This window comes from Pseudomonas chaetocerotis (genome assembly GCF_015712105.2).
GTDB classification, from domain to species: domain Bacteria; phylum Pseudomonadota; class Gammaproteobacteria; order Pseudomonadales; family Pseudomonadaceae; genus Aquipseudomonas; species Aquipseudomonas chaetocerotis.
In genome coordinates this window covers 271,274-282,821 of the sequence record NZ_JACFYX020000009.1, presented here as the reverse complement: position 1 = coordinate 282,821, position 11,548 = coordinate 271,274, and the positions used below count along the sequence as shown (strand labels likewise).

The 11,548-nt window shown below is 61.7% G+C and carries 17 protein-coding genes; 13 read left to right on the top strand and 4 right to left on the bottom strand.

Translation table 11 applies throughout. From position 1 onward, the window contains the following. The first annotated feature begins 14 nt into the window (after positions 1-14). On the top strand, positions 15-284 hold the full coding sequence (locus tag H3221_RS17805) for a CDGSH iron-sulfur domain-containing protein (RefSeq protein ID WP_196476762.1): 270 nt from the start codon (positions 15-17) through the stop codon (positions 282-284). A 156-nt stretch (positions 285-440) separates the two neighbouring features. Further along, positions 441-758 (top strand): Nif3-like dinuclear metal center hexameric protein, encoded by a 318-nt coding sequence (locus H3221_RS17800; RefSeq protein ID WP_017675144.1) that lies wholly within the window; start codon positions 441-443, stop codon positions 756-758. A 46-nt stretch (positions 759-804) separates the two neighbouring features. Here the strand turns inward: H3221_RS17800 and H3221_RS17795 are convergent, their stop codons facing one another. After that, positions 805-1,308 carry a L,D-transpeptidase family protein gene (locus tag H3221_RS17795; protein ID WP_196476761.1) on the bottom strand — a complete coding sequence of 168 codons (504 nt, stop codon included), beginning with the start codon at positions 1,306-1,308 and terminating at the stop codon, positions 805-807. 18 nt (positions 1,309-1,326) lie between these two features. Further along, complete coding sequence (locus H3221_RS17790; protein ID WP_192984811.1) at positions 1,327-1,881, bottom strand: NUDIX hydrolase; 555 nt, start codon at positions 1,879-1,881, stop codon at positions 1,327-1,329. Between the two features lie 149 nt (positions 1,882-2,030). On the opposite strand from H3221_RS17790, the gene H3221_RS17785 reads away from it, so the two are divergent. The 5 genes from H3221_RS17785 to H3221_RS17765 are packed head-to-tail and all read left to right on the top strand — an operon-like array spanning position 2,031 to position 5,300. After that, on the top strand, positions 2,031-2,636 hold the full coding sequence (locus H3221_RS17785; protein ID WP_196476773.1) for a CoA pyrophosphatase: 606 nt from the start codon (positions 2,031-2,033) through the stop codon (positions 2,634-2,636). 12 nt (positions 2,637-2,648) lie between these two features. After that, positions 2,649-3,176 carry a gamma carbonic anhydrase family protein gene (locus H3221_RS17780; protein WP_196476760.1) on the top strand — a complete coding sequence of 176 codons (528 nt, stop codon included), beginning with the start codon at positions 2,649-2,651 and terminating at the stop codon, positions 3,174-3,176. After that, complete coding sequence (locus H3221_RS17775) at positions 3,169-3,366, top strand: DUF1289 domain-containing protein (protein ID WP_196476759.1); 198 nt, start codon at positions 3,169-3,171, stop codon at positions 3,364-3,366. The genes H3221_RS17780 and H3221_RS17775 overlap by 8 nt, the downstream gene beginning before the upstream one ends. Positions 3,367-3,387: 21 nt before the next feature. Continuing rightward, positions 3,388-4,569: a formate-dependent phosphoribosylglycinamide formyltransferase gene (gene purT / locus H3221_RS17770; RefSeq protein WP_196476758.1), complete on the top strand. Its 1,182-nt coding sequence runs from the start codon at positions 3,388-3,390 to the stop codon at positions 4,567-4,569. After that, positions 4,566-5,300 carry an SGNH/GDSL hydrolase family protein gene (locus H3221_RS17765; RefSeq protein WP_196476757.1) on the top strand — a complete coding sequence of 245 codons (735 nt, stop codon included), beginning with the start codon at positions 4,566-4,568 and terminating at the stop codon, positions 5,298-5,300. The genes purT and H3221_RS17765 overlap by 4 nt, the downstream gene beginning before the upstream one ends. Here H3221_RS17765 and H3221_RS17760 read toward each other — a convergent pair. Both H3221_RS17760 and H3221_RS17755 read right to left on the bottom strand, forming a co-directional pair. Further along, positions 5,272-6,558, bottom strand: a complete 1,287-nt coding sequence (locus H3221_RS17760; protein WP_196476756.1) for an HlyC/CorC family transporter — start codon at positions 6,556-6,558, stop codon at positions 5,272-5,274. The two genes, H3221_RS17765 and H3221_RS17760, sit on opposite strands and share 29 nt — an antisense overlap. Positions 6,559-6,568: 10 nt before the next feature. Next, a complete protein-coding gene (locus H3221_RS17755) occupies positions 6,569-7,369 on the bottom strand; it encodes a cytochrome C assembly family protein (RefSeq protein ID WP_196476755.1) in 801 nt (266 codons plus the stop codon). 156 nt (positions 7,370-7,525) lie between these two features. On the opposite strand from H3221_RS17755, the gene ffh reads away from it, so the two are divergent. From ffh to H3221_RS17725, 6 genes are all read left to right on the top strand, one after another. Further along, positions 7,526-8,905, top strand: a complete 1,380-nt coding sequence (gene ffh / locus H3221_RS17750) for a signal recognition particle protein (protein ID WP_196476754.1) — start codon at positions 7,526-7,528, stop codon at positions 8,903-8,905. A gap of 185 nt (positions 8,906-9,090) precedes the next feature. Next, positions 9,091-9,342 (top strand): 30S ribosomal protein S16, encoded by a 252-nt coding sequence (gene rpsP, locus H3221_RS17745; protein ID WP_003246162.1) that lies wholly within the window; start codon positions 9,091-9,093, stop codon positions 9,340-9,342. A gap of 8 nt (positions 9,343-9,350) precedes the next feature. Further along, entirely contained in the window at positions 9,351-9,887 is a 537-nt protein-coding gene (gene rimM / locus H3221_RS17740; RefSeq protein ID WP_046492759.1) for a ribosome maturation factor RimM, read from the top strand. A gap of 5 nt (positions 9,888-9,892) precedes the next feature. Continuing rightward, positions 9,893-10,636, top strand: a complete 744-nt coding sequence (gene trmD, locus H3221_RS17735; protein WP_196476753.1) for a tRNA (guanosine(37)-N1)-methyltransferase TrmD — start codon at positions 9,893-9,895, stop codon at positions 10,634-10,636. 42 nt (positions 10,637-10,678) lie between these two features. Beyond that, a complete protein-coding gene (rplS, locus tag H3221_RS17730; RefSeq protein ID WP_003246155.1) occupies positions 10,679-11,029 on the top strand; it encodes a 50S ribosomal protein L19 in 351 nt (116 codons plus the stop codon). 81 nt (positions 11,030-11,110) lie between these two features. Next, the gene (locus tag H3221_RS17725; protein ID WP_196476752.1) at positions 11,111-11,524 is read left to right on the top strand and encodes an acyl-CoA thioesterase; all 414 of its coding nucleotides are present in this window, start codon (positions 11,111-11,113) and stop codon (positions 11,522-11,524) included. Positions 11,525-11,548 lie beyond the last annotated feature (24 nt).

Sequence of the window (11,548 nt, the reverse complement as noted above, 5' to 3'; positions counted from 1 at the left end):
ACACAGGCCCAACCATGGCCGATGATCCTCTCCCCATCCTCCCAGAAGTTCGCCTGGTCAAACCCGGTGAAACCCATCGCCTATGCCGCTGTGGGCACTCGCCCGACAGGCCGAACTGCACACCTGACTGCGTCCAGTCTCTGACTCTGCGCCCCGAGCGCGAGCAGCGTCTGCTGTTGTGCCGCTGTAGCCGATCCGCAAGCCTGCCCTACTGCGATGGCAGCCATAGCCCGCCGGCCACCGGTCTGGCCGACAAATGGCGGCGCTTTTTCATCGGGCGCTGAGAACGACACGCCCGTCGCCTGAGTCGAAAGCAGCGAATCGTTTTAATGCTGCGTATGGATTTGTGCGGGCGATCTCAAGACAGCTCTATGTCAAAGTGACATCATATTGGCGTCATGGCTTGTCTGTTGTTCGGTTGCCCATTTGCGGAGAACTTGATGTACAAACTGTGTTTCTACGTGCCGGAAGCCCATCTGGAGCCGGTGAAAAAGGCGGTGTTCGCCGCTGGAGGAGGGCGCATCGGGCTTTACGACAACTGCTGCTGGCAGGTGTTGGGCCAAGGTCAGTTCCGCGCCCTGGACGGTAGCCAGCCGTTTATTGGTCAGGTCGGCAGCGTCGAGCAGGTTGCCGAGTGGAAGGTGGAAATGGTCGTCGCCGACGAGTTGATCCACGATGCTGTCAAGGCACTGAAGAAGAGCCATCCTTACGAAACGCCGGCTTTCGATGTCTGGCGTTTGTCCGACCTGCAGTTTTGAATCGATATGAAAAAGGCGCCGATGGCGCCTCTTTCAATGCAGTGGCTCAGGGTCTGATTTCGATCAGCGTCCCATCCTTGACCAGGCTCCATACCTCGCGCATGTCGTCGTTCTTCATGGCGATGCAGCCTTCTGTCCAGTCCAGGGTGTGGAAGAACCACTCCGGGTACTCCTCATCCAGCGGCGTGCCGTGGATCATGATCATGCTGCCCGGCGGCACCCCGGCGTCCTTGGCCTTGGCCAGGTCGCGGGCGTTGGGGTAGGAGATGTGCAGCGACAGTTGGTACTTGTCGCTCGGCTTGCGCCAGTCGATCCAGTAGAAGCCTTCCGGTGTGCGCAGATCGCCTTCGCGCTGCTTGGCGCCGCTGGGCTGTTTGCCCAGCGAAATGCGGTAGGACTTGATGGTCTCGCCGCGTTGTTGCAGGTGCAGTTTGCGCTCGGCCTTGAGTACCAGCACCTTGTCCACGGTGCGGCTGCTGGTCGCTGGCGTGGCGCTGGCCAGGACGTTGAAGCTGAGAGTCAGGCAAAGCAGGGGCAACAACCAACGCATCGGAAACGTCCGCAAGGGTCAACGGGGTGTGTAATGGGCACGCAGTGCTTCGAGTGGCTCATTGCGTACCGGAAAGAGATTTTGCCGACGGTCGGCGAAGAAGCATTCTAAGGTACGGCCTATGGTCGGGAAAGCCAGCTCTGACCAAGGGATTTCGCTTTCTGTAAACAGTCGCACCTCCAGGCTCTCTTCGCCCACGGCGAAATCCAGGTCGACCAGCTCGGCGCGAAACATCATGTACACCTGGCTGATGTGCGGCAGGTCGAACAGGGTGTAGAGGCTAAGATCGCGCACGCGGGCGCAGGCTTCTTCGAGGGTTTCGCGGGCCGCAGCCTGCTCGATGGTCTCGCCGTTTTCCATGAAGCCGGCCGGCAACGTCCAATAGCCACGGCGCGGCTCGATGGCGCGGCGGCACAGCAGCACCTGGTCGCGCCATACGGGCAGGCAGCCGGCGACGATGCGCGGGTTTTCGTAATGCACGGTGGCGCAGTGAGCGCAGACATGGCGCATGCGGTTGTCGCCGGCCGGGATCATGCGGGTGACGGAGTTGCCGCACTGACTGCAGAATTTCATGCCCGTTCCTCTTTTTCTGGCGTTATCTTGGCGGCCTGCGTCTTGGTCGGCAAGCCTGCCATTGAGGCCAGCCTGTCCTGTCGCCGGGGTTGGGCGCCCGGCTGCTTTCATGCCATGATGCCTGGCAAAACAAGACTCCGAGTATGCCCATGCTGGACGAGTTGCTCCATCGTGTGCGCGGTTACAGCCCGCGCCCTCTGGAGACCGAGCGCAGCTTCCCCGAGGCGGCGGTGCTGGTCCCGATTACCCGCAGTGATGAACCTGAGCTGGTGCTGACTCTGCGCGCCAGCGGTTTGTCGACCCACGGTGGCGAGGTCGCCTTTCCCGGTGGCCGGCGCGACCCAGAAGACCGTGATCTGGTGGACACCGCGCTGCGCGAAGCCGAAGAGGAAATAGGTCTGCCACCCGGCTTGGTGGAGGTAGTCGGGCCGCTCAGCAGCCTGGTCTCACGCCACGGCATTCAGGTCACGCCCTACGTCGGGCTGGTGCCGGATTATGTCGAGTACAAGGCCAACGACGCCGAGATCGCCTCGGTATTCTCGGTACCGCTGGCGTTCTTCCGCAGCGATCCGCGCGAGATGACTCATCGCATCGATTACCTCGGGCGTAGCTGGTACGTGCCGTCCTACACCTATGGCGAATACCGCATCTGGGGCCTGACCGCGATCATGGTGGTGGAGCTGGTCAACCTGCTCTTCGATGATGCGCAGATCGCCCTGCACCAGCCGCCCGAACACTTCATACACCTGCGCTGAGGACTGAAGAGCATGAAATATCGCCTGGGAAGCTCCCGTGTCGACGCCCATCCCGAGAGCTGGGTCGCGCCAAGCGCCGATCTGATCGGCAAGGTCCGCCTGGAGGCCGGTGCCAGCGTCTGGTTCGGTGCCGTGCTGCGCGGCGACAACGAACTGATCCATATCGGCGAGAACAGCAACGTGCAGGACGGCAGTGTCATGCACACCGACATGGGTTTTCCGCTGACCCTGGGCAAGGGCGTCACCGTGGGTCACAACGTGATGATGCATGGTTGCACGGTGGACGATTACAGCCTGATCGGCATCAATGCGGTGATCCTCAACGGCGCCAGGGTCGGCAAGTACTGCATCATCGGCGCCAACAGCCTGATTCCCGAAGGCAAGGTGATCCCCGATGGCAGCCTGGTCATGGGCAGCCCAGGCAAGGTGGTGCGCGAGCTGACCGAGGCGCAGAAGAAGATGCTGGAGGCCAGCGCCGCTCATTACGTTCATAATGCGCAGCGCTATTCCCGTGAGCTGGTGCCTGATGACGATGAGTGATGTAGAAAAACCGCTGCGTTCGCCCTGCGTGCATGTCTGCGCGCTGGATGAGCAGGATGTCTGCATTGGTTGTCAGCGTACCGTCGCCGAAATCACCCGTTGGGGCCGCATGGACAATGCCGAGCGCCGCGAGGTACTGCAACGCTGCCTGGAGCGCGCTCGTGCTTCCGGTCTTTTAATGACTTCCTGATTCACTGTTCGAGGAACACTCATGCCCCGTATTGGAACCCCCCTGTCGTCCTCCGCGACCCGTGTACTGCTGTGTGGTTGCGGCGAGCTCGGCAAGGAAGTGGTGATCGAGCTGCAGCGCCTGGGCTGCGAAGTCATCGGTGTCGACCGTTACGCCAATGCGCCGGCCATGCAGGTGGCACATCGTAGCCACGTCATCGACATGCTTGATGGTGCCGCGTTGCGTGCAGTGATCGAGAAAGAGCAGCCGCACTACATCGTGCCCGAGATCGAGGCTATCGCCACCGCCACCCTGGTCGAGCTGGAAGCCGAAGGCTTCAACGTGGTGCCGACTGCGCGTGCTGCGCAACTGACCATGAATCGCGAAGGTATTCGTCGTCTGGCGGCCGAGGAACTGGGCTTGCCAACCTCGCCGTACCATTTCTCCGACACCTTCGAGGACTACGCCGCGGCGGTGAAGTCCGTCGGCTACCCCTGCGTGGTCAAGCCGATCATGAGCTCCTCCGGCAAGGGCCAGAGCGTGCTCAAGAGCGATGCCGACCTGCAGCGTGCCTGGGACTATGCCCAGGAAGGCGGCCGCGCCGGCAAGGGCCGGGTGATCGTCGAGGGTTTCATCGACTTCGACTACGAAATCACCCTGCTCACCGTGCGTCATGCCGGCGGCACCAGCTTCTGCGCGCCGATTGGCCACCGTCAGGAGAATGGCGACTACCAGGAATCCTGGCAGCCGCAAGCCATGAGTCCGAAGGCATTGGCCGAGTCCGAGCGGGTGGCGCTGGCGGTGACCGAGGCGCTGGGCGGGCGCGGCCTGTTCGGCGTCGAGCTGTTCGTCAAGGGCGACCAGGTCTGGTTCAGCGAAGTCTCGCCGCGCCCGCATGATACCGGTCTGGTGACGCTGATCTCCCAGGAGCTGTCCGAGTTCGCCCTGCATGCGCGTGCCATTCTCGGTCTGCCGATTCCGGCGATCCGTCAGGTGGGGCCGTCCGCGTCGGCAGTGATTCTGGTGGAGGGCAATTCGCAGCAGGCCAGCTTCGCCAACCTCGGCGCTGCGCTGAGCGAGGAAGACACCGCGCTGCGCCTGTTCGGCAAGCCCGAGGTCAAGGGCCAGCGCCGCATGGGCGTGGCGCTGGCACGTGACGAATCCATCGAAGCGGCTCGCGCCAAGGCACTGCGCAGCGCGAAAGCGGTTCGCGTCCAGTTGTGAGTCGGCATGCGCTGTGGTGGCTGGTGACTGTGCCACTGCTGCCATTGGCGCTGCCTCTGGCCTTGCATACCCGGCTCACGGCATTGCGTCTGCCGGTTGCGCAGGGCGAGCCAAGCGGCACCGCTGCCGTGCATTTACCGGGGGAGCCTTTTCGCCTGCTGCTGATCGGTGAATCGACCGTGGCGGGCGTTGGTGTCACGCACTTCGATCAGTCCCTGACGAATTGTCTGGCAGTCGCCCTGGCTGAACGGCTGGGGCGGCCGGTACGCTGGCGCGCCTGTGGCGAGAATGGCATCACCGCCTCCGAGGCGCATCAGCGCCTGTTGCCGCTGGCATTGGCGGAGCCGGCCGACCTGGCGCTGCTGGTGTTCGGCGTCAATGACACCACGCATCTCACGCCGAGCAAGCGCTGGCTGCAGGCGCTTGCCGCGATGGCTGATGCGCTGGGCGAGCGGGGCTGTCGCGTGGCATTCAGCGCTGTGCCGCCCTTGCAGCATTTCAGCGCCTTGCCGTGGCTGTTGCGGCAGTTGATGGGCTGGCGGGCCGGCTTGCTGGATCGTGAGTTGCAAAGCCTGGCGCAACGGCTGGGCGCGCGGCACTGCGTGCTGGACCTTCCATTCGAGGCGCATTATCTGGCCGAGGATGGCTATCACCCATCGGCACTGGGCTACCAGCAATGGGCTGCTGGCCTGGCCGAGCGCCTCACTCCGGAGCTGCTTCGTCCGCTTTGACCTTTGCCACCTGCCAGACGCGCACGCTCTTCACCCGGTTTTCCGCGGCCTGGAGAATCTCCAGACGGTAGGGGCCGATCTTCAGGCAGACGCTACTGTCAGGAATGCTCTCCAGCGCTTCGGTGATCAGGCCGTTGAGGGTCTTGGGGCCGTCGCTGGGCAGGTGCCAGCCGAGGGTCTTGTTCACTTCGCGAATGTAGGCGGCGCCGTCGATGACCAGAGTGCCATCTTCCTGCGGGTGGATATCCGGGCTGCGCAGGCTGTCCTGATTGCTGAAGTCGCCGACGATCTCTTCGAGGATGTCTTCCAGGGTGACGATGCCGATCACGTCGCCATATTCGTCGACGACGATGCCGATGCGCCGCTTCTGCTTCTGGAAGTTGATCAGCTGGGTCGCCAGGGGCGTGTTTTCAGGGATGAAGTAAGGCTCGTTGCAGGCGGCCAGCAACGTGTCCTTGGTCAGTTGGTTGTGGCTCAGCAGGCGGGCGATCTGGCGCATGTGCACCACGCCTTCGATCTGATTGATGTCGCCACGAAACACCGGCAGGCGCGTGTGCGAAGTGCTGCGCAACTGGCCGATGATGATTTCCAGGTCGTCGTCGAGATCGATGCCGGTCACTTCGTTGCGCGGAATCATGATGTCGTCGACCGTGACCCGTTCGAGGTCGAGGATGCTCAGCAGCATGCTCTGGCGATTCAGTGGCAGTTCCGAACCCGATTCGCGCACCACGCTGCGCAGCTCTTCGGTGGACAGGCTGTCGCTGGCGCGCTTCGCCGGGTCGACGCCGAGCAGGCGCAGCAGGCCATTGCTGATCGCGCTGGTCAGCCAGACCACGGGGTAGAGTACGCGCAGCAGCAGGCTCAGCACGCGGCTGGCGGGGAAGGCCACCAGTTCCGGGCGCAGCGCAGCCAGGGTCTTGGGTGTGATTTCGCCGAAGATCAGCACGATGATGGTCAGTCCTGCCGTGGCGATGGCGATGCCGGCTTCACCCCATATGTCCACCGCCAGCACCGTGGCGATGGAGGCGGCGAGAATGTTGACCACATTGTTGCCAACCAGGATGGTGCCGAGCAGGCGGTCCGGGCGGTCGAGCAGGCGGATGACGCGCTTGGCGCCGCTGTGCCCTTCCTTGGCCAGGTGCTTGAGCCGGTAGCGGTTGAGGCTGAGCATGCCGGTCTCGGAGCTGGAAAAGAACGCCGAGCAGAGAATCAGGAAAATCAGCAGGCCGAGTAGGTAGCTCGAATGAATGTCGTCCACGACGTCTGTCTCAGATGTGCAGGATGAATTCGCGTACCAGCTTGCTGCCGAAGTACGCCAGCATCAGCAGGCAGAACCCGGCGAGGGTCCAGCGAATGGCCTTGTGGCCGCGCCAGCCGAGTTGGTGGCGACCCCACAGCAGAACGGCGAAAACCACCCAGGCGAAGCAGGAAAGAATGGTCTTGTGTGCCAGGTGCTGGGCAAACAGATCATCGATGTAAAGCGCGCCGGACAGCAGCGACAGCGACAGCAGCAGCCAGCCGGCGAAGAGAAAGCCGAACAGCAGGCTTTCCATGGTCTGCAGCGGTGGAAAGTTACGGATCAGCCCCGACGGGTGCTTGTGCTTGAGCTGATGGTCCTGCAGCAGCAACAGGATCGACTGGAACACGGCGATGGTGAGCATGCCGTAGGCCATTATCGAGAACAGGATGTGGGCGAGGATGCCGGGGTGTTCGTTGATCGGGTTGATGGTACCGCTGGGCATGAATTCCGCAGCCAGGACCGTCAGCGTGCCGAGCGGGAACAGGAGCAGCAGCAGGTTTTCCACCGGGATGCGCAGGCAGGCCAGCAGAATCAGGCCGATGACCGCGCAGGCGATCAGGCTGGCGGCATTGAAGAAGTCCAGGTTGAGACCGTGCGCGTCATACAGCTGGTAGAACAGGCTGATGCCGTGCAGGCACAGGGCGAACACGCCAAGTGACGCCAGCAGACGTTTGTCGGGGATGCTGCGCTGGGTGAGGCGCAGACCTTGGTAAGCGGCAGCGCCGGCGTAGAGGAGGGCGGCGGCGAGGCTGGGCAACAGAGGGTGCATAAATCCGTGTAAGGCGGGCCCGAAAGGCGCTGAGTGTGGCACAGAAGGGCGTCAGCACGAAAGACTGCCGGCGGTGTCGGCAGCTCGGTGACTTCGCTATAATCCGCCGCCTGTCGCACACCCGGCGCGCCGGACGCACCTATCAAAGGAACGCGCATGTTCGAAAATCTTACCGATCGCCTATCCCAGACGCTGCGTAACGTCACGGGCAAGGCCAAGCTGACCGAAGACAATATCAAGGATACGCTGCGCGAAGTGCGCATGGCCTTGCTCGAGGCCGACGTGGCACTGCCGGTGGTCAAGGACTTCGTCGGCAAGGTCAAGGATCGCGCCGTTGGCACCGAGGTCTCCAAGAGCCTGACCCCTGGACAGGCTTTCGTGAAGATCGTCCGCGCCGAGCTGGAAGAGCTGATGGGCGCGGCCAACGAAGATCTGGCACTCAATGCAGCCCCGCCTGCCGTGGTGCTGATGGCGGGTCTGCAGGGCGCGGGCAAGACCACCACTGCCGGCAAGCTGGCCAAGTTCCTCAAGGAGCGCAAGAAGAAGTCGGTGTTGCTGGTGTCGGCCGACGTTTACCGTCCGGCGGCGATCAAGCAGCTGGAAACCCTGGCAAGTGACCTGGGTGTTACCTTCTTCCCCTCCGATGCCACTCAGAAGCCGGTGGATATCGCCAATGCGGCGATCCGCGAAGCCAAGCTGAAGTTCATCGATGTGGTCATCCTCGATACCGCCGGTCGCCTGGCCGTGGATGCCGAGATGATGGCCGAGATCCAGGCGCTGCATGCTGCGGTCAACCCGGTCGAAACGCTGTTCGTGGTCGATGCCATGACCGGTCAGGACGCCGCGAACACGGCCAAGGCGTTCGGCGAAGCGTTGCCGCTGACCGGCGTTGTGCTGACCAAGGTTGACGGTGATGCGCGTGGCGGTGCGGCCTTGTCCGTACGCCATATCACCGGCAAGCCGATCAAGTTCATTGGTATGGGCGAGAAGAGTGACGCGCTCGAGCCCTTCCACCCGGATCGTATCGCCTCGCGCATTCTCGGTATGGGCGATGTGCTCAGCCTGATCGAGCAGGCCGAGCAGACCCTTGATCGCGAAAAGGCCGAGAAGCTCACCAAGAAGCTGAAGAAGGGCAAGGGCTTCGACCTCGAAGACTTCCGTGATCAGCTGCAGCAGATGAAGAATATGGGCGGCCTTGGCGGCCTGATGGACAAGCTGCCGTCCATTGGTGGCGTCAACCTGTCGCAGATGGGTAGCGCTCAGGGCGCGGCCGAGAAGCAGTTCAAGCAGATGGAGGCGATCATCAACTCGATGACGCCGGCCGAGCGCCGCGACCCGGACATCATCAGTGGCTCGCGCAAGCGCCGCATCGCTCTGGGTTCCGGTACCCAGGTGCAGGACATTGGTCGGCTGATCAAGCAGCACAAGCAGATGCAGAAGATGATGAAGAAATTCACCGCCAAGGGCGGTATGGCCAAGATGATGCGCGGCATGGGCGGTATGCTGCCCGGCGGCGGTGGCATGCCGAAATTCTAGGCAAAGCAACCACAAGCCAGGAGCTTCAAGCCGCAAGAAAGAGCTGCAGTCTGGAAATCTGCTTTTACTTGTAGCTTGTGGCTTGAAGCTTGCCGCTTTTGCTCATAGAATATGCGGCCTTTCGGGCCCAGGCCCATTTTTAATGTGTGCCTCAAGTTAGCACCGACTATAGGAACGATGTTCACATGGTAACCATCCGTCTTGCTCGTGGCGGCTCCAAAAAGCGCCCCTTCTACCACCTGACCGTGACCAACAGCCGCAATGCGCGCGATGGTCGTTTCGTTGAGCGTATCGGTTTCTTCAACCCGATCGCTGCCGGTGGCGAAGTGCGTCTTTCCGTCGACCAAGAGCGTGCGACCTACTGGCTGGGCCAGGGCGCTCAGCCGTCTGAGCGTGTTGCTCAGCTGCTCAAGGAAGCTGCCAAGGCTGCTGCCTAAGCATCTCTATGAGTACGACGCCGGCCGTCGCCGAGGATTTGATCGTTCTCGGCAAGATTGTTTCGGTGCACGGCGTCAAGGGTGAAGTGAAGGTGTACTCCTTTACCGATCCCATCGATAACGTGCTCGATTACCGCAACTGGACGCTCAAGCGTGACGGTGAGGTAAAGAAAGTGGAACTGGCCAGCGGCCGCCTTCAGGGCAAGGTGCTGGTAGCCAAGTTGAAAGGTCTGGATGATCGAGAAATCGCGCGTACATACGCCGGCTTCGAGATCTGCGTGCCGCGTAGCGAGCTGCCGGATCTGGAAGATGGCGAGTTCTATTGGTACCAGTTACAGGGCTTGAAGGTCATTGATCAGGCGGGGCAGTTGCTCGGTGTGGTCGACCACTTGTTCGAAACCGGTGCCAACGATGTGATGGTGGTCAAGCCCTGCGCGGGCAGTCTGGATGATCGCGAGCGTCTGCTGCCCTATACGGATCAGTGCGTGCTTTCGATCGACCTGGCAGCCGGCGAGATGCGGGTCGACTGGGATGCGGATTTCTAAGGCCCATGCGCGTAGAAGTCATCACCCTGTTCCCGGAAATGTTTGCCGCCATCGGCGAGTACGGCATCACCAGTCGTGCGGTCAAGCAGGAGCTGCTCAAGCTCAATTGCTGGAATCCGCGAGACTACACGACTGATCGTCACCATACGGTGGACGACCGCCCTTTCGGCGGTGGTCCGGGGATGGTGATGAAGATCAAGCCTCTTGAGGATGCCTTGGCCAGTGCCAGGCAGGCCGCGGGAGAGGCGGCGAAGGTGATCTACCTGTCGCCGCAGGGGCGTAGTCTGAATCAGGCTGCGGTCCGCGAGCTGGCGCAGGAGGATGCACTGATCCTGATTGCCGGTCGTTATGAAGGCATCGACGAGCGTTTCATCGAAACGCATGTCGATGAGGAATGGTCGATTGGTGATTACGTCCTGTCCGGCGGTGAGCTGCCGGCCATGGTGCTGATCGATGCGGTGACGCGCCTTTTGCCTGGTGCATTGGGTCATGCCGATTCGGCCGAGGAGGACTCCTTCACGGATGGCCTGCTCGACTGCCCGCACTACACCCGCCCGGAGGTGTATGCGGATAAACGTGTTCCCGAAGTGTTGCTTAGTGGCAACCACGAACACATCCGGCGCTGGCGTTTACAGCAGTCCCTTGGTAGGACCTGGGAACGTCGCGCTGATCTTCTGGATAGCCGCTCGCTTTCTGGAGAAGAGAAAAAGCTGCTGGAGGAATACATCCGCCAGCGGGACGATAGTTAACGTATCGATGGCAGGCCGGGAGGCTTGTCTTAGGAGCGCAGCATGACCAACAAGATTATCCAGATGCTCGAAGCTGAGCAGATGAACAAAGAAATCCCGACTTTCGCCCCGGGCGACACCGTAGTCGTACAAGTGAAAGTGAAGGAAGGCGACCGTCAGCGTCTGCAGGCCTTCGAAGGCGTTGTTATCGCCAAGCGTAACCGCGGCCTGAACAGCGCATTCACCGTGCGCAAGATTTCCAGCGGTGTTGGCGTCGAGCGTACCTTCCAGACCTACTCGCCGCTGGTCGACAGCCTGAGCGTCAAGCGTCGCGGTGACGTGCGCAAAGCCAAGCTGTACTACCTGCGCGACCTGTCCGGCAAAGCCGCACGCATCAAGGAAAAGCTGTCCTAAGTTCGGACGCTTTTCTGACAAAAGCAGCCTTCGGGCTGCTTTTGTCGTTTCTGGCTTCCAGTAATCATGGGTGGGAGTGACATGACTTCAAGAGAGCAAGAGATTCAGCGGCGCATTGTGCTGTCGGAAACCCGCGTGACCAAGGCGGTGTTTCCGCCGACCACCAATCATCACAACACCCTCTTCGGCGGCACCGCGCTGGCCTGGATGGACGAAGTGTCGTTCATCGCCGCCACGCGTTTCTGCCGTTTGCCGTTGGTGACGGTGTCCAGTGATCGCATCGATTTCAAGCATGCGATACCGGCCGGCTCTATCGTCGAGTTGATCGGGCGGGTGATCAAGGTCGGCAACACCAGTCTCAAGGTCGAGGTCGAGGTGTTCGTCGAAGGGTTGTATCAGGAAGGACGCGAGCGCGCGATCAGCGGCAGCTTCAGCTTCGTTGCCGTCGACGATCAGCAAAAGCCCGTGCCGGTCTTGGCGGGCTTCGATCAGTAGTCAGCCTGCGTCTCGGGGGCGCAA

Excerpts from the sequence above, each read along its gene's own strand:
- rpsP (WP_003246162.1), top strand. The coding sequence starts at position 9,091 with ATGGTAACCATCCGTCTTGCTCGTGGCGGCTCCAAAAAGCGCCCCTTC.
- rimM (WP_046492759.1), top strand. The coding sequence starts at position 9,351 with ATGAGTACGACGCCGGCCGTCGCCGAGGATTTGATCGTTCTCGGCAAG.
- H3221_RS17800 (WP_017675144.1), top strand. The coding sequence starts at position 441 with ATGTACAAACTGTGTTTCTACGTGCCGGAAGCCCATCTGGAGCCGGTG.
- H3221_RS17790 (WP_192984811.1), bottom strand. The coding sequence starts at position 1,881 with ATGAAATTCTGCAGTCAGTGCGGCAACTCCGTCACCCGCATGATCCCG.
- H3221_RS17755 (WP_196476755.1), bottom strand. The coding sequence starts at position 7,369 with ATGCACCCTCTGTTGCCCAGCCTCGCCGCCGCCCTCCTCTACGCCGGC.
- H3221_RS17780 (WP_196476760.1), top strand. The coding sequence starts at position 2,649 with ATGAAATATCGCCTGGGAAGCTCCCGTGTCGACGCCCATCCCGAGAGC.
- H3221_RS17795 (WP_196476761.1), bottom strand. The coding sequence starts at position 1,308 with ATGCGTTGGTTGTTGCCCCTGCTTTGCCTGACTCTCAGCTTCAACGTC.
- trmD (WP_196476753.1), top strand. The coding sequence starts at position 9,893 with ATGCGCGTAGAAGTCATCACCCTGTTCCCGGAAATGTTTGCCGCCATC.
- H3221_RS17785 (WP_196476773.1), top strand. The coding sequence starts at position 2,031 with ATGCTGGACGAGTTGCTCCATCGTGTGCGCGGTTACAGCCCGCGCCCT.
- ffh (WP_196476754.1), top strand. The coding sequence starts at position 7,526 with ATGTTCGAAAATCTTACCGATCGCCTATCCCAGACGCTGCGTAACGTC.
- H3221_RS17725 (WP_196476752.1), top strand. The coding sequence starts at position 11,111 with ATGACTTCAAGAGAGCAAGAGATTCAGCGGCGCATTGTGCTGTCGGAA.
- purT (WP_196476758.1), top strand. The coding sequence starts at position 3,388 with ATGCCCCGTATTGGAACCCCCCTGTCGTCCTCCGCGACCCGTGTACTG.
- H3221_RS17805 (WP_196476762.1), top strand. The coding sequence starts at position 15 with ATGGCCGATGATCCTCTCCCCATCCTCCCAGAAGTTCGCCTGGTCAAA.
- rplS (WP_003246155.1), top strand. The coding sequence starts at position 10,679 with ATGACCAACAAGATTATCCAGATGCTCGAAGCTGAGCAGATGAACAAA.
- H3221_RS17775 (WP_196476759.1), top strand. The coding sequence starts at position 3,169 with ATGAGTGATGTAGAAAAACCGCTGCGTTCGCCCTGCGTGCATGTCTGC.